This window comes from Arsenicicoccus dermatophilus (genome assembly GCF_046267915.1).
In the GTDB taxonomy this organism is placed as follows: domain Bacteria; phylum Actinomycetota; class Actinomycetes; order Actinomycetales; family Dermatophilaceae; genus Arsenicicoccus; species Arsenicicoccus dermatophilus_A.
Genome location: NZ_CP176520.1, coordinates 2,459,347 through 2,475,231, shown reverse-complemented (window position 1 = coordinate 2,475,231; position 15,885 = coordinate 2,459,347). Strand labels below are relative to the sequence as shown.

At 72.0% G+C, this 15,885-nt stretch carries 12 protein-coding genes; 5 read left to right on the top strand and 7 right to left on the bottom strand.

Going from position 1 to position 15,885, the window contains the following annotated elements; all coding sequences use genetic code 11:
* Position 1: 1 nt before the first annotated feature.
* Both ACK2IS_RS11720 and ACK2IS_RS11715 read right to left on the bottom strand, forming a co-directional pair.
* The gene (locus tag ACK2IS_RS11720) at positions 2–1,948 is read right to left on the bottom strand and encodes an ABC transporter transmembrane domain-containing protein (RefSeq protein ID WP_409485671.1); all 1,947 of its coding nucleotides are present in this window, start codon (positions 1,946–1,948) and stop codon (positions 2–4) included.
* Between the two features lie 143 nt (positions 1,949–2,091).
* Positions 2,092–3,825, bottom strand: a complete 1,734-nt coding sequence (locus tag ACK2IS_RS11715) for an ABC transporter ATP-binding protein (RefSeq protein ID WP_409483501.1) — start codon at positions 3,823–3,825, stop codon at positions 2,092–2,094.
* An 88-nt stretch (positions 3,826–3,913) separates the two neighbouring features.
* Between ACK2IS_RS11715 and ACK2IS_RS11710 the strand changes: the two genes are divergently transcribed.
* Complete coding sequence (locus ACK2IS_RS11710; protein ID WP_409483500.1) at positions 3,914–4,831, top strand: RDD family protein; 918 nt, start codon at positions 3,914–3,916, stop codon at positions 4,829–4,831.
* Complete coding sequence (locus tag ACK2IS_RS11705) at positions 4,828–5,376, top strand: GNAT family N-acetyltransferase (protein WP_409483499.1); 549 nt, start codon at positions 4,828–4,830, stop codon at positions 5,374–5,376. Before ACK2IS_RS11710 ends, ACK2IS_RS11705 begins: the two co-directional genes overlap by 4 nt.
* 174 nt (positions 5,377–5,550) lie before the next feature.
* On the opposite strand, the gene ACK2IS_RS11700 is transcribed toward ACK2IS_RS11705, so the two are convergent.
* The 5 genes from ACK2IS_RS11700 to ACK2IS_RS11680 form a co-directional block, all read right to left on the bottom strand.
* A complete protein-coding gene (locus ACK2IS_RS11700) occupies positions 5,551–6,177 on the bottom strand; it encodes an isochorismatase family protein (protein ID WP_409483498.1) in 627 nt (208 codons plus the stop codon).
* The gene (locus ACK2IS_RS11695; RefSeq protein ID WP_409483497.1) at positions 6,174–7,493 is read right to left on the bottom strand and encodes a nicotinate phosphoribosyltransferase; all 1,320 of its coding nucleotides are present in this window, start codon (positions 7,491–7,493) and stop codon (positions 6,174–6,176) included. The genes ACK2IS_RS11700 and ACK2IS_RS11695 overlap by 4 nt, the downstream gene beginning before the upstream one ends.
* A gap of 128 nt (positions 7,494–7,621) precedes the next feature.
* Positions 7,622–9,283: a S8 family peptidase gene (locus ACK2IS_RS11690; protein ID WP_409483496.1), complete on the bottom strand. Its 1,662-nt coding sequence runs from the start codon at positions 9,281–9,283 to the stop codon at positions 7,622–7,624.
* Positions 9,284–9,623: 340 nt separating this feature from the next.
* The gene (locus ACK2IS_RS11685; protein WP_409483495.1) at positions 9,624–11,378 is read right to left on the bottom strand and encodes a S8 family serine peptidase; all 1,755 of its coding nucleotides are present in this window, start codon (positions 11,376–11,378) and stop codon (positions 9,624–9,626) included.
* 257 nt (positions 11,379–11,635) lie between these two features.
* Positions 11,636–13,594, bottom strand: a complete 1,959-nt coding sequence (locus tag ACK2IS_RS11680; protein WP_409483494.1) for a S8 family serine peptidase — start codon at positions 13,592–13,594, stop codon at positions 11,636–11,638.
* A gap of 339 nt (positions 13,595–13,933) precedes the next feature.
* On the opposite strand from ACK2IS_RS11680, the gene clpS reads away from it, so the two are divergent.
* From clpS to ACK2IS_RS11665, 3 genes are all read left to right on the top strand, one after another.
* A complete protein-coding gene (gene clpS / locus ACK2IS_RS11675) occupies positions 13,934–14,224 on the top strand; it encodes an ATP-dependent Clp protease adapter ClpS (protein ID WP_409483493.1) in 291 nt (96 codons plus the stop codon).
* A complete protein-coding gene (locus ACK2IS_RS11670) occupies positions 14,224–14,811 on the top strand; it encodes a DUF2017 family protein (RefSeq protein WP_409483492.1) in 588 nt (195 codons plus the stop codon). Before clpS ends, ACK2IS_RS11670 begins: the two co-directional genes overlap by 1 nt.
* A gap of 149 nt (positions 14,812–14,960) precedes the next feature.
* Entirely contained in the window at positions 14,961–15,884 is a 924-nt protein-coding gene (locus ACK2IS_RS11665; protein ID WP_409483491.1) for an ABC transporter substrate-binding protein, read from the top strand.
* Position 15,885: the final 1 nt, after the last annotated feature.

The following is a 15,885-nucleotide window of genomic DNA, read 5'->3' as shown; positions in this document are numbered from 1 at the left end:
CCTAGCGCCGCGCGGTGGTCGTGACCTCCGTCGGGGTCGGCACCTGCAGGTCCTCGGCGAGCGCGCCGCGGAACTGCGCGCGGTAGAGCCGGGCGTAGGCACCTTGCTGCGCGAGCAGGGCCTCGTGCGAGCCCTGCTCGACGATCTCCCCGTGCTCCATCACCACGATCCGGTCGGCGTGCCGGATGGTCGACAGCCGGTGGGCGATGACGAAGCTGGTGCGATCCTGACGCAGCCGGTCCATCGCCTCCTGGACCAGGGCCTCGGTGCGGGTGTCGACCGAGCTGGTGGCCTCGTCGAGCAGCAGGATCGCCGGATCGGCGAGGAAGGCGCGAGCGATGGTGAGCAGCTGACGCTGACCGGCGGACAGCGCCGAGCCCTCGTCGTCCAGGACGGTGTCGTAACCGTCTGGCAGGGTGCGGACGAAGTGGTCGGCGTGGGCGGCCCGGGAGGCGGCCACCACCTCGGCCTCGGTGGGCCGCCGCGCGCCGTACGCGATGTTGTCCCGGATGGTGCCGCTGAACAGCCAGGTGTCCTGCAGCACCACGCCGAAGGCCGACCTCAGCTCGCCTCGGGGCAGGTCGCGGACATCGCTGCCGTCCAACGTGATCCGACCTCCGTCCACGTCGTAGAACCGCAGCAGGAGGTTGGCCAGGGTGGTCTTGCCGGCGCCGGTGGGGCCGACGATCGCGATGGTCTGGCCGGGCTCGGCCACCAGGTCCAGGTGCTGGATGAGCGGCCGGTCGGGGGAGTAGGCGAAGGACACGTCCTCGAAGGCCACCCGCCCGGCGACCTGTCGGGTCCGCTCCCGACCGGCACCCGAGGTGCCTGACGTGCTCGAGGCGGACGCCTCGGACGCCGGGTCGGTGGCGGCCGTCGTCGCCGTGACTGGGTCCGCCGACTCCTCCGGGGCGTCCAGCAGGCTGTAGACCCGCTCCGCGGACGCCACGCCCGACTGCAGCATGTTGGCCATGGCGGCCATCTGGCCCAGGGGCTGGCTGAGCTGGCGGGTGTACTGGATGAAGGCCTGGACCCCACCGATCGACATGGCGCCCGAGGCCACCCGCAGGCCACCCAGCACGGCGATGAGCACGAAGGTGACGTTGGAGACGAACCACATCGCCGGCTGGATGATCGAGGAGACGAACTGCGCGCGGAAGCCCGCGTCGTACAACGCGTCGTTGTGCCGGGCGAACTCCCGCTGCGACTCGGCCTGCTGGCCGAAGACCTTGACGAGCAGCTGACCGGTGTAGGCCTCCTCGACGTGGCCGTTGAGCCGCCCGGTCGCGGCCCACTGCTCGCGGAACTGCGGCTGCGCCCGCTTGGCGATGATCATCGTCAGCCAGGCCGCCACGGGCACGCTGACGATCGCGATCATCGTGAGCAGCGGGGAGATCGTCAGCATCATGGCGATGACGCCCGCCACCGTCAGGGCCGAGTTGAGCAGCTGGGTCATCGTCTGCTGCACGGACTGCCCGACGTTGTCGACGTCGTTGGTGGCCTTGGACAGGATCTCCCCGCGGGCCTCGGTGTCGAAGTAGCGCAGGGGCAGCCGCTCCAGCTTGAGCTCGACGTCCCGCCGCATCCGGTAGACCGTCTGCTGGACGACGGTGGTCGTCAGCCAGACCTGCACCCAGGTGAGCAGGGACGACAGGACGAACAGCCCCAGGGCGAGCAGCAGCAGGCGGGCGACCGCGTCGGTGTCGATGCCGTGCCCGGGCACCAGGTCCGGCATGCCGGACACGAGGTCGGCCAGCCGGCCACGGCCCTGGGAGCGCAGGGACGCGGCGAGCTGGTCGCGGGTGATCCCGGCAGGCAGGGTGCGACCCACGGAGCCGGCGAAGACGAGGTCGGTGGCGCGTCCGAGGATCTTGGGGCCCGCGACGCCCAGCGTCACCCCGACGACGCCGAGCAGGAGTATGGCGAGGACGTGCCCCCGGTGGCTCATCAGCTCGCGCAGGAGCCGCCGTCCGGAGGCGCGGAAGTCGTCGGGCCGCACGACGGGGCCGCCGGCACCCAGGTGGCCGGCGCGTCGGCGCTGGGGGGCGGGGCCGACGTCCTCGGACCGGGGGCGCTCGGTGCTGGCCGGGCTCACGCCGCCTCCTCCTGGCTCAGCTGGGACAGAACGATCTCGCGGTAGGTCTCGCAGCCGGCCATGAGCTCGGCGTGCCGGCCCCGGCCGACGATCTCGCCCTCGTCGAGGACGACGATCTCGTCCGCGTCGCGGATCGTGCTCACCCGCTGGGCGACCACGATGACGGTGGCGTCGCGGACCACGGGGGTCAGCGCGTGGCGCAGGGCCGCATCGGTGGCGTAGTCGAGCGCGGAGAAGGAGTCGTCGAAGAGGTAGACCAGCGGCCGGCGCACGATCGCCCGGGCCATGGCGAGGCGCTGCCGCTGCCCGCCGGACACCGTGGTCCCGCCCTGGCTGATCGGGGCGTCCAGCTGCCCCTCCATGGCCTCGACGAAGTCGCGGGCCTGGGCGATCTCCAGCGCTGCCCAGAGCTCTTCGTCGGTGGCGTCCTCGCGCCCGAGCCGCAGGTTGCCGGCGACCGTCCCGGAGAACAGGTAGGGCCGCTGCGGCACGAGCCCGAAGCAGCCCCACAGCTCGGCCGGGTCCAGCAGGCGCACGTCCACCCCGTCGATGGTCACCCGGCCCGTGGTCACGTCCATCAGCCGGGGCACGAGGTTGAGCACCGTGGTCTTGCCGGCACCCGTCGAGCCGATGATCGCCAGCGTGCGACCGGGCCGGGCCTCCAAGGTGATCCCGCGCAGCACCGGGTCGTCGGCACCGGGATAGGTGAAGGACACGTCCTCCAGCCGCACCACGCCCTGCCGGATCGCGCCGCGCACCGGGTCCGCGGGCGGCAGGATCGTCGGGCTGGTGGCCAGCACCTCCCCGATGCGTCCGGCCGACACCTGGGCCCGGGGCAGGACCATGAACATCATCGCCGCCGTCAGCACCGACATGAGGATGTTCATCAGGTAGGTCATCATCGCGACCAGGTCACCCACCTGCATGTCGCCGCCGTCGATCCGCAGCCCGCCGAACCACACCAGCGCCACGGTCGAGGCATTCATGACCAGCATGATCAGCGGGAACATCGAGGTCATCAGCCGACCCGCCCGGATGGAGACGTCCCGCAGGTCCTCGTTGGCGACCGCGAAGCGCTCCTGCTCGGCCCGGTCCTTGACGAAGGCCCGGATGACGCGGACGCCGGTGACCTGCTCGCGCAGGATCTGGTTGACGGTGTCGACCTGGGCCTGCATCCGGCGGAACAGCGGGTGGAGCCGCCAGATGAGCAGGCCCAGCGGCACCAGCAGCACCGGCACCACGACCAGCAGCAGCGCGGACAGCGCCCGGTCGTGGTGCAGGGCCAGGACGACCGAGCCGATGATCGTCACCGGCGCCGACGACACCAGGACCAGCGTCAGGAAGGTGAACGTCTGGACCTGCTGGACGTCGTTGGTGGTGCGGGTGATCAGCGACGGGGCACCGAAGCGGGCGAGCTCCTGCGCCGCGAACGTCTCGACGTGCTCGAAGACCTCCGCGCGCAGGTCGCGCCCGAGACGCATCGCGGTGCGGGCTCCGAAGTAGATGGCGGTGAGGTTGGTGACGATCTGCAGGACGGTGACGCCCAGCATGCCCGCGCCGACGCGCAGGATGTAGCCCGTGTCCCCGGTCGCGACGCCCTTGTCGATGACGTCGGCGTTGAGGGTGGGCAGGTAGAGGTTGCACAGGACCTGGAGGATCTGGAAGACGGCGACGATCAGGAGGGCGCCCCGGTGACGGGACAGGTGGCGGCGCAGGATCGCAGAGAGCACGAGGCCCACGCTATCCCCCCGGTGCGACATCTCTCCGGGCCTCGCCGGGTCGGGTGGTGAGGACCTGCTGACGTGGCACCCTAGGGGCATGACGCAGCCTTCAGGGTGGTACGACGATCCTCAGGACCCCGCTTTCCTGCGCTACTTCGACGGGGTGACGTGGACCGACCACCGCGCCCCCAAGGTCGCGCCGCAGGTGCAGCGGTCCACCATCGGTGAAGGGCAGCGGGCCGAGGACTTCCACCGGCCCGTCGGCCAGGGACCGGCCGGGGCGAGCCCGTACGTCGTGCCGTCGGCCCAGGGCAGCTACGGGACGGACAGCCACGGGCAGTCGGCATACGGATCATCCCCCCAGCAGAGCCAGGTCCCTGCGGGCTACGGGCAGGCGTATGCCGCAAGCCCGGTGGCCCCGGACGGCCAGCCGCTGGCGGGGTGGTGGCGACGCGTCGGGGCCAACCTCCTGGACAGTCTCCTGCTCTCCCTGCTGACGGTCCCGCTCGCGCTCGGCCTGCTGCGCGACTGGATCCCCGAGGTGCAGGCGTGGATGGACCAGGTCGCCGCCCAGCCGGAGACGACCACCACCATGCCCGCCGTCCCGCAGCCGGACACCACGACCCTCCTGCAGGTCGGCGCGGTCACCCTGGCGGTGTTCTTCGTCTACGAGATCGGCTGCCTGTCCCGCTGGGGTCGCACCCTCGGGCGCGCCGCCACCGGCATCAGCGTCCGCCGGGTCGAGGCGCCGCTGACCGTGCCCTTCGGCCGGCTCGCCGCGCGCACCGTCGTCAAGCGGCTCGGCGACCTCGTGCCCATCCCGTTGCTGGGCATGCTGTTCAGCCTCGTGGACGTGCTCTGGCCGCTCGGGGACGGGCAGCGTCAGGCCCTGCACGACAAGGCCGGCCGCACCCTCGTGGTGCGGGGACGTGTCGCCCGGGGGGACCTCGCTCGTGGCGGGGCGGGCGTCGACGGTGCGTCCCCCGGTGACGACGGACCGATCACCCCCCGGTGACGGCCCCCGAGATCTGCGTGCGCCCGCGCCGGGACGACGAGGTCGTCACGCTCGGCCGGCTGCTCCTGGAGCAGCGGCCCGACTCCCGCTACCCCTACCGGGACCCGCTGCCCTTCCCGGTCGAGGAGTTCGTGCGGCGGCGCAACGAGCTGGCGGCCTGGGTCGCCGAGCGCGACGGCGAGCTCCTCGGGCACGTCGCCGTCGGGCGGTGCACCGAGCCCGGCCAGGGCGACGACGCTGCGTCGGTCGAGAGGCTCTGGGAGCGCGCGCACGGCCGGCCGTGGCAGCAGCTCGGCGTGGTCCAGGTGCTGTTCACGGCCCTCGCCGGTCGCGGGACCGGGGTCGGCGCGCTGCTGCTCGACACCGCCGTCGCCGCGCTGCGGGAGCGCGGGCTTGCACCCTGCCTGGACGTGCTTCCTACGCACGAGCGGGCGTTCGCGTTCTACCCGCGTCATGGGTGGGTGCCGGCCGGGTCGGCGCGTCCCGACTGGCTCGCGCCGGACGCACCTGACGTCGTCGCGATGGTGCTTCCCGCCCACCGCTGAGCCCGCGCACTCCTGCGCTCGCAGCTCAGTCGAGGCACGTTGTGGGACCCGGGGCGTGTGGTTGGCGCGCTCGCAGCTCAGTTGAGGCACGTTGTGGGACCCGGGGCGTGTGGTTGGCGCGCTCGCAGCTCGGTCGAGGCACGTTTCGTGGGTCAGGGAGAGGGAGTATGCCGGTCAGCCCACGCGGGGGGTGCCGTCGAGCTCCACGCCCGCCGCCCGCAGCTCGGTCAGCGCCCGGGCGGTGCTGTCGGCGGCGACACCGGCGGTGAGGTCGAGCAGGACGCGCGTGGCGAAGCCCTCGCGGGCCGCGTCGAGCGCGGTCGCCCGCACGCAGTGGTCGGTGGCGATGCCCACGACGTCCACCGCGACGACTCCTCGGGCCCGGAGCCAGTCGGCGAGCGTCTCGCCCGCGACCGAGCGGCCCTCGAATCCCGAGTAGGCGGCGGAACGCTCACCCTTGCGGAAGGTCTCCTCGACGTGGCCGAGGGCCGGCTCCAGGCGCGGGTGGACCTCGGCCCCCGGCGTGCCGACCTGGCAGTGCACCGGCCAGGAGTCGACGTAGTCGGGGGTGTCGGACCAGTGGGCGCCGGGGTCGACGTGCCAGTCCGCGGTGGCGACGACGTGGGCGTAGTCCCGCACCGCGGGCGACAGGACCAGGTCGGCGACGTCGGACGCCACGGCCGCGCCACCGGCGACGGCCAGCGACCCGCCCTCGCAGAAGTCCTGCTGCACGTCCACCACCACCAGCGCCCGGGCCCGTCCGGACCGCTGCTCGTCGGAGAGGTGCTCGACGTCGTTCATCGCTCGTCGTCCTCGTAGATCGTCGGGATCGCGGGCTCGCCGCGGGACAGCCGGCGGGCGCGGGCCGGCAGCTCGGCGACCGACGCCTCGTGCCGCGCCCGGGCGGCCGCCAGCGACTGGTCGCCGCACGCCTCGCCGCCCGCCATCAGCTGCACGAGCAGCTCCCGGTCGTTGCCGTCGTCGACCGGTCGCTCGCCGATGCCGATCACCTCGGCCTCGGCGGCCCCGCGCTCGTCGAGACGGCGCAGGGCGTACTTGCGACCACCCACGGAGGCCTTGGACGTGGAGGCCTTGGCCACCGAGACCCACTGCCCGTCCTCGCCCTTGCGCGAGACGAGCTTGTAGACCATGCCCGCCGTCGGGGCGCCCGATCCGGTCACCAGGGAGGTGCCCACGCCGTAACCGTCCACCGGCGCGGCCGCCAGCGCGGCGATGGCGTACTCGTCCAAGTCGCTGGTCACGGTGATCCGGGTCCTCGTCGCCCCGAGCTCGTCGAGCTGGACGCGCACCTCACGGGCCTGGGCCACCAGGTCGCCCGAGTCCAGCCGGACGCCGCCCAGCTCGGGGCCGGCGACGGCGACGGCCTGGGCCACGGCGGCCTTCACGTCATAGGTGTCCACCAGCAGCGTCGTCCCCGTCCCCAGCGACTCCACCTGCGCCTGGAAGGCGTCGTGCTCGGTGTCGTGCAGCAGGGTGAACGAGTGCGCGGAGGTGCCCGTCGTGGGCACGCCGTACCGCCGCCCCGCCTCGAGGTTGGACGTCTTGTCGAAGCCCACGATGTAGGCCGCGCGCGCGGCCGCCACGGCCGCCTCCTCATGGGTGCGCCGCGAACCCATCTCGATCAGCGGGCGCTCCTCGGCCGCGGTGACCATCCGCGAGCCCGCGCCGGCGATGGCGGAGTCGTGGTTCATGATCGACAGCACCAGCGTCTCCAGGATGCACGCCTCGGCGAAGGTGCCCTCGACGACGAGGATCGGCGAGCCGGGGAAGTAGACCTCGCCCTCCGGGTAGCCCCAGACGTCACCCCTGAACCGATAGCCCGCGAGGAACTCCAGGGTGGTCTCGTCGACGACCTGGTGCTCGCGCAGGAAGGCGATCTCGTCGTCGCCGAACCGGAAGCGCCGGATCGCCTCGATCACCCGGCCGGTGCCCGCGACGACGCCGTACCGCCGCCCGTCCGGCAGTCGCCGGGCGAAGACCTCGAAGACGCAGTCCCGGTGGGCCGCACCCGAGTGCAGGGCCGCCTGGAGCATCGTCAGCTCGTAGTGGTCGGTGAGAAGGGCCGTGCCGGCCACGTCGCTAGTCACGCGACGCACTCTAACCGGGCCCGACGGCGCAGCGGGGGTGGACCGCTCGGACGACGAGCGGTCCACCCCCGCTGCGGGGAGGATCGGCTGACGGATCCCGACGGTGGGCCGGGAGCGACCGACCCGGGTCGGTCGGATCAGCTGATGCCGATGCCCAGGGTGTAGGCGCCCGAGCCGCTCGCCGCGTCCACCCAGATGCGGTAGGACCCGGCGGGACCCGTGTAGGTGATCCGCTCCTTGCTGGTGGGGCCGGCCGACCGGGCCACCGTGGACCAGCCGGAGCCCGTCCACCTCTGCAGGTACATGTCGAAGTCGGCGTTGGTGGGCCCGGCCAGGCAGATGTCCTGGTTGCCCTCCCACGAGAGGGAGTAGTAGGAGTTGTTGGGCTCCCGGCTGTCGCCGCCGGTCCTCAGGGAGCCCCGCCACACGGTGGGGTAGCTGCCGCAGTCGCCGCCCGGCGCCGGGGTGGGGGCAGGCGTGGGGGCCGGCGAGGTGGTGGTCGCCGTCGGCGTCGGCGTCGGGGCCGGGGTGGTGGGCGTCGGGGCCGGGGTCGTGGGCGCCGGGGTCGGCGTCCCGCCGAAGCCGTTGACGTAGAGCAGCCTGTTGGGCGACCCGTTGGTGCCCTTGACGACGTCCTTGGTGGCGGTGTCGATCAGCGCCTGCTGGGCCTGGGCCTGGGTCGCGTTGGGGTTCTTCTGCACGTACAACGCCAGACCACCGACGACGTGCGGGGTCGCCATGGAGGTGCCCGAGATGGTGTTGGTGGCCGAGCTGCTGCCGGTCCAGCTCGAGGTGATGTTGGAGCCGGGGGCGTACAGGTCCACGCAGCGGCCGTAGTTGGAGAAGCTGGAGGCCGCGTCGGTGCTGGTGGTGGCGCCGACGGTGATCGCGCTGGCCTCGCGGGCGGGGGAGGTGCCGCACGCGTCCCGGCTGTCGTTGCCGGCGGCGACGGCGATGATCACCCCCGACTCTCCGAGGCGCTTGACCGCCGCATCCAGGCCGGAGTCGGCCCCGCCACCCAGGCTCATGTTGGCGACGGCGGGCTTCTTGGCGTTCCTGATCACCCAGTCGATGCCGTCCTCGACGGAGGACCCGGCGGACGAGCCGTTGCACCCAAGCACCCGGACGGGGACGAGCGTGGTCTTCTTGGCGACGCCGTAGGTCGTGCCGCCGATGGTGCCGGCGACGTGGGTGCCGTGGCCGTTGCAGTCCTCGGGGCTGCGGCCGTCACCCATGGCGTTGTACCCGGTCTCGGTGCGACCGGCGTACTCCTGGTGGGACATGTTCATGCCGGTGTCGATGACGTAGGCGTGCACGCCCGAGCCGTCGCCCTGCGGGGCGTAGCTGTTGTCGAGCGGCAGCGCTCGCTGGTCGACGCGGTCCAGGCCCCACGTCACGGAGGCGCGCTTGATCGTGGGCTCGGTGACCAGCTGCACGGCGGGGTCCTGACGCACGGCGGCGAGCGCTGCCGCGTCCATCGCGGCGGTGTAGGCGCCCAGACCGGTGAGGGTCTTGTGGACCTTGGCGCCCTTGCCCTTGCCGCGGGCGGCGGCGGCGGTGGCGACCTCGGCGATGGTCTGCCGCCCGGCGAGGGTGGCCCGCTGGCCGGCCTGGGTGTCCTTGAGCATGACGACATAGGTGCGCTCGCCGGCGTCGGTGACGCTGTGGCCGGCGGCGAGCTGGACGGGGGCGAGAGGGGTGGTGGTGTCGCCGGGGACGGCTGCGGCGACGGGGGCGGCCGCGGCCGAGGCGGCCATGAGGGTGGTGAGGGCGAACGACGCCGCGAGGCGGTGGCGCATGGGGGGCTCCTGGGCGGGATGGGGACCGGGGCACTCCCTGTCATACGTTCTGGCAGAACCCAGCGGAAGGTTGCCTCGGCGTGGCCCGCCGCGACTTCATACGTTCAGCGCACACCCATTCACTCATAGTAATCATATGCGGCGCCCAAGGTCCCCCGCACGGGCCGCTGAGCCGCCCGCATGGCACAGGATCAGAGCACACCACGTGAACGGCTGTCCACCCCCGCCCGTTTCTCCGGCCGATCTCCCAGGAAGGCGGCGCCAGGCGGTGGTATGCCGGGGCGCCCCGGACCTGTGCCGGGTCCGGGGCGCCCCTGGCGCGGGTGCTGTCAGGGCGGGGTCACTGGACCGTGACGTCGTCGATGACGAAGGAGGTCTGGTTGACGGAGTCCTCGGTGGCGGCGAACTTCAGGGTGACGGTCTTGCCGGCGTAGGCGGTCAGGTCGACGGTCTTGGTGACGTAGCCGTTGGTCTTGTCCAGGTTGGAGTAGGACGCGACGGTGGTGCCGTCGATGGAGACGGTGGCCTTGTCGTACTTGCTGTAGGAGCTGGTCTCGGCGGTGTCGATGGCGATCCAGTAGGTCAGCGTGGGGGTGCCGGTGGGGACGGTGATGGTCTGCTGGGCGTACTCGCTGGTGGTGGTGCCGTTGCCGCCGAGCCACAGCTTCCAGGTGCCGGTGCGGGCCTTGCGGCCGGTGTTGTCGGTGATGGGTCCGGTGGAGCCGGTCCAGCCGGTCTGTCCGGACTCGAAGCCGCCGTTGACCACGGCGTTGCCGCCGGGCTGGGGGGTCGAGGTGGGCGTGGCCGTGGGGGTGCCGGTCGGCGAGCTGGTCGGCGTCGGCGTCGGCGTCGGCGTGGGGCCGTTACCACCGCCGGTGAAGTCGTTGACGTACAGCAGGCGGTTGGGCGTGCCCGACAAGGTTCCCGTGAGGACGTTCTTGGTGGAGCTGTCGACGATCGCCTGCGCCGCCTGGGTCTGGGTGGCGCTCGGGTTGCCCTGGGCGTACAGCGCCAGACCGCCGGCGACGTGGGGGGACGCCATCGAGGTGCCGGAGATGGTGTCGGTCGCCGTGGATCCGCCCTTCCACGCGGAGGTGATGTCCTCGCCGGGCGCGGCGATGTCGACGCACTTGCCGTAGTTGGAGAAGTAGGCGAGCTTGTCGGACTTGTTGGTCGCCGCGACGGTGATCATCGCGGGCTCGCGCGCCGGGGAGTTGTTGCAGGCGTCGGTGGAGTCGTTGCCGGCCGCGACGGCGGTGAGGATGCCGGCGTCGGTCAGGCGACGTACCGCGGTGTCGAAGGCCGGGTCGGCGTCGCCACCGAGGGAGAGGTTCGCGACCGCGGGCTTCTTGGCGTTCTTGACGACCCAGTCGATGCCGTCCTCGACCGAGGTGCCCTCCGAGGAGCCCTCGCAGGTCATGACCCGGACCGGCACGAGCGAGACCTTCTTGGCCACGCCGTACTTCGTGCCGCCGATGGTGCCGGCGACGTGGCTGCCGTGGCCGTTGCAGTCGTTGGTGCCGCCGCTGAGGGCGCTGAACCCGGTCAGGAGGCGGCCGGTGAACTCGGTGTGCGAGCTGTTGATCCCGGTGTCGATGACGTAGGCCGTGACGCCCTGGCCGGTGGCCTTGGGGGAGTAGAGGTTGTCGAGGGGGAGCTTGCGCTGGTCGATGCGGTCCAGGCCCCAGGTTTCGGAGATCTTCTTGGCCCGCTGCTCGGAGATCATGAGCACGTCGGGGTCGCGGCGGACCTTCTCCACGGTGGCGGCGTCCATCGTCGCGGCATACGCGCCGATGCCCGTCAGCGGCTTGACGTCCTTGGCCCCGGCGGAGGCGCCACGCTGGGCGGCCAGCGTGGCGGTCTGGGCCACGACGGCCAGGCCCTGGGTGCTCGAACGGTCGGCGGCGGGCTTGTCCTTGAGGACGACCAGGTAGCCCTTGTCGCCCGTGGCGACGGCCGAGTGACCCTTGGCCAGGTAGACCGGCGCCGGGGCGGAGGACTCGTCGGCGTGGGCGGCGAGCGGGGCGAATCCGGCGAGGACCAGGGCGGCGGCGCCGAGGCCCACCGCGCGACGTCGGGCGGTGTGGACGGACATGGGGTCTCCTGACGGGTGAAGCGATATTCGGGCGGGTGCGCCCGTACGGGTGATCATCCTCAGCCCCGACACAGATGCCTGTCCAGACCTGTGGGCATTTTTCTCTCCGTGATGTCTTCGATGTCTTCGTCACGGGACCGGGCCGAGGTGTCAGGTGGTAGGGGCGCCCGCGTCAGGGCGTGGTCCGTCCTGCGTATGCCGATCAGGGCGTCCCGGGCCGGTGGCCTGGGACGCCCTGAGGTGGTGGCGGGGGTGGGTCAGCCGATGGTGATGTCGTCGAAGACGAAGGAGGTCTGGCGGGTGTAGTCCTCGGTGGCCTCGAGGCGCAGGGTGACGGTCTGGCCGGCGTACTTGGTCAGGTCGACGGTCTTGCTGACGTAGCCGCTGGTCTTGTCCTGGGGGGTGTAGGTGGCGACGGTGGTGCCGTTGATCAGGACGCGGGCGTTGTCGAAGCGGGCGTAGGAGCTGGTCTCGGCGGTGTCGATGGCGACCCAGTAGGTGAGCTTGGGGTTGCCGGCGGGGACCTTGACGGTCTGCTGGGCGCGCTGCCAGTTCATGTGGCCGGTGCCGGCGAGCCAGAGCTTGCCGGAGCCGGAGTGGGCGGGGCGGGCGGGGTTGGTGTTGATGACGCCGGGGGTGGCGCTCCAGCCGGTCTGGGCGGACTCGAAGTCGCCGTTCTTGACGGCGTTGGTGCCCGGGGCCGGGGCCGGGGCGCTGGTCTCGGTGGGGACCGGGGCGGGGGCGGTGGTGGCCGTCTCGGTGGGGACCGGGGCGGGGGCGGTGGTGGCCGTCTCGGTGGGGACCGGGGCGGGAGTGCTGGTCTCGGTGGGGACCGGGGCGGGAGTGGTGGTCTCGGTGGGGACCGGGGCGGGAGTGGTGGTCTCGGTGGGGACCGGGGCGGGGGCGGTGGTGGCCGTCTCGGTGGGGACCGGGGCGGGAGTGCTGGTCTCGGTGGGGACCGGGGCGGGCGTCGAGGTGGGGGCCGGCGTGGGGCCCTGCTTGAAGTCGTTCACGTACAGCAGCCGGTTGGGGGTGCCGTTGAGCGAACCCTTCAGGGCGTCCTTGGTGGCCGTCTCGGTCAGCGCCTGCGCCGCCTGGTCCTGGGTGGCGCTCGGGTTGGCCTGGGCGAAGAGCACCAGACCGCCGGCGACGTGGGGGGACGCCATCGAGGTGCCGGAGATGATGGACGTGGCCGACGCGCCGTCCTTCCACGCGGAGGTGATGTCCTGGCCGGGCGCGGCGATGTCGACGCACTTGCCGTAGTTGGAGAAGGACGCGAGCTTGTCGGACCGCGAGGTGGCGGCCACCGTGATCATGGAGGGCTCACGCGCCGGGGAGTTGTTGCAGGCGTCGGTGGAGTCGTTGCCGGCCGCGACGGCGGTCAGGACGCCGGCGTCCACGAGCCGCTTGACGGCCTGGTCGAAGGCCGGGTCGGCCTCGCCGCCGAGGGAGAGGTTCGCGACCGCGGGCTTCTTGGCGTTCTTGACGACCCAGTCGATGCCGTCCTCGACCGAGGTGCCCTCCGAGGAGCCCTCGCAGGTCATGACCCGGACGGGGACGATCGTGGCCTTCTTGGCGATGCCGTACCTCGTGCCGCCGATGGTGCCGGCGACGTGGCTGCCGTGGCCGTTGCAGTCGTCGCTCGTGCCGCCGAGCGCGGTGAAGCCCTGCTCGAGTCGACCGGTGAACTCGGTGTGCTTGGCGTTGACGCCCGTGTCGATGACGTAGGCCGTGACACCGGAGCCGTCACCCTTGGGGGCGTAGGTGTTGTCCAGGGGGAGCGCCCGCTGGTCCACACGGTCCAGGCCCCAGGTCTCGGAGATCTTCTTGGCCCGCTGCTCGGAGATCATGAGCACGTCGGGGTCGCGGCGGACCTTCTCCACGGTGGCGGCGTCCATCGTCGCGGCATACGCGCCGATGCCCGTCAGCGGCTTGACGTCCTTGGCCCCGGCGGAGGCGCCACGCTGGGCGGCCAGCGTGGCGGTCTGGGCCACGACGGCCAGGCCCTGGGTGCTCGAACGGTCGGCGGCGGGCTTGTCCTTGAGGACGACCAGGTAGCCCTTGTCGCCCGTGGCGACGGCCGAGTGACCCTTGGCCAGGTAGACCGGCGCCGGGGCGGACTCGTCGGCGGACGCGGTGGTCGGGGCCAGGACGGTGGCGGCGATGGTGGCGGTCGCGAGGGTCAGCTGGGCCGACGCACGCAGGAGATGACGCATGGATGCTCCTAGAGCGGGGGAGGGATCGTTCGCAGGCGTAGGGGTGCGATGCCAGTCCTACGACCCTCTCCCAGGCTGTGCCAAGGCTGCGGCGGCGCGGCCCGCCCAGGATCATCCTTTCGGACCCGCCGACGGTGCGCACAGTGAGCAGGCGCAGCACCAATGGCCTGGCACCGCCGCCGGGGTCGTGCACGAGGCAGCCGGTTGCTCCTGACGCGCAGTGACCGGCCTCGGAGGCGCGACGCCGGGGCAGGACGACCCGGTCGAGCGGGTCCCGGAGGCAGCTCGTCAGCTCCGGCGACCTCCGGAGGGCGCGGTCGCGGGACCTACACTGACGCCATGTCCGTCGCACCTGTGGAGCTTGACCAGCCGAGGTCGCAGGAGGCCCACGCCCCCGACCTGCCCTGGGTGACCCTGGTGTGGAACGACCCGGTCAACCTCATGTCCTACGTGACCTTCGTCTTCCAGGAGTACTTCGGCTACGACCGGATCCACGCGGAGAGGCTCATGATGGACGTCCACCTGGAGGGCCGGGCCGTCGTCAGCAGCGGCAGCCGGGACCGGATGGAGCGCGACACCGAGGCGCTGCAGGGCTACGGCCTGTGGGCGACCTATCAGCAGGACTCCTGATGGCTCAGGCATTTCGCCGGCACGGCGACAAGGTCGTCGGTCACCTGGACGAGGACGAGCGGGATCTCGTCACCAGCCTCCTGGACCAGGTCGCCCGTCTGGTGCGGGACATGGACCCGCCGATGCCGGAGCTGACGGGTGACCCCCTGACCGACGCGATGGCCGGGCTCGACCACGCCCCCCGGCCCCAGGCCGACCCGGCGCTGCGCCGGCTCTTCCCCGACGCGCGGCGGGACGACGGCGAGCGGGCGTCCGTGGAGGGCGAGGACTTCCGGCGGCTCACCGAGATGGGGCTGCGCCAGCGCAAGGTCGAGACGATCCACGCCGCCATCGGCCTGCTCACCCAGGCCCGCGACCCCGAGGTGGTCACCCTCACGCCCAAGGAGGCCGGGCAGCTGACGGTGGCGCTCACCGACGTCCGGCTGGTGCTGGGGGAGCGCCTCGGGCTGCGCACCGACGAGCAGGTCGAGGAGCTGGAGCGGCTCGTGGAGCGGTATGGCGAGGACGACCCGCACGTGCAGACCGCGGCGCTGTACGAGTTCCTCACCTGGCTGCAGGAGACGCTCGCCGAGTCCCTGATCCACTGAGGCGCACGGCGGCCCAGGGGGGCCGCAGCCCAGGCCGGCAGGGGCTTGGTCACGATTCGGATGCGGGGGACACCGCTGGGTGAACTTCGCGTTGTGCTGCATAGTGATGCATGACAAGGTACGGGCACCGCACCCCACAGGAGGTCCCCGTGCTTCGTCGCTCCGCCCTGTCCACGGCCACCGCCATCGCCCTCGCCGCCACCACGTCCCTCGCGCTGACGGCCTGCGGGTCGGACTCCCTCGACTCGACCTCGACGGCCAGCAAGGCGGCCGGCAAGGACTCCGCCCCGGCCACCCAGGCCGTCGATGCGGCTCTGGCCGCCAAGGTCCCGGCCGCGATCAAGGCCAGGGGCGCGGTCAAGGTGGGCTCAGACGCGTCATACGCCCCCAACGAGTTCATGGGTGCCGACGGCCAGACGGTGACGGGCATGGACGTCGACCTGTTCACCGCGGCGATGCAGAAGCTCGGCCTCAAGGCGGAGTTCACCAACGCCGAGTTCCCGTCGATCATCCTGGGGGTCACCAGCGGGAAGTACGACGTGGGCGTCTCGTCCTTCACCATCAACGACGAGCGCAAGAAGCAGGTCACCATGGTGCAGTACTTCAACGCCGGCACCCTGTGGGCGGTGAAGAAGGGCAACCCCCGGCAGGTGGACCCGGACAAGGCCTGCGGGCTGAAGGTCGGCGTGCAGAAGGGCACCGTCCAGGTCGACGACCTCGCCGCCCGCTCCAAGAAGTGCACCGACGGCGGCAAGCCCGCCATCACCACGGTCGTCGAGACCGAGCAGTCCAAGGTCACCGCCGACCTGGTCTCCGGCAAGGTCGAGGCCATGGCCGCCGACTCCCCGGTGACCAACTACGCCATCAAGCAGACCAGCGACCAGCTCGAGGTCGTCGGCACGATGTACGACTCCGCGCCGTACGGCATCGTCGTCCCCAAGGCCCAGGCCGACTTCGCGCAGGCGATCTCCGGGGCCTATGCCGCCCTGGAGAGGTCCGGGGACTACAAGAAGATCCTCGACCGGTGGAACAACGCCGACGGCGGCGTCTCCTCCTTCACCGTCAACCCCTGAC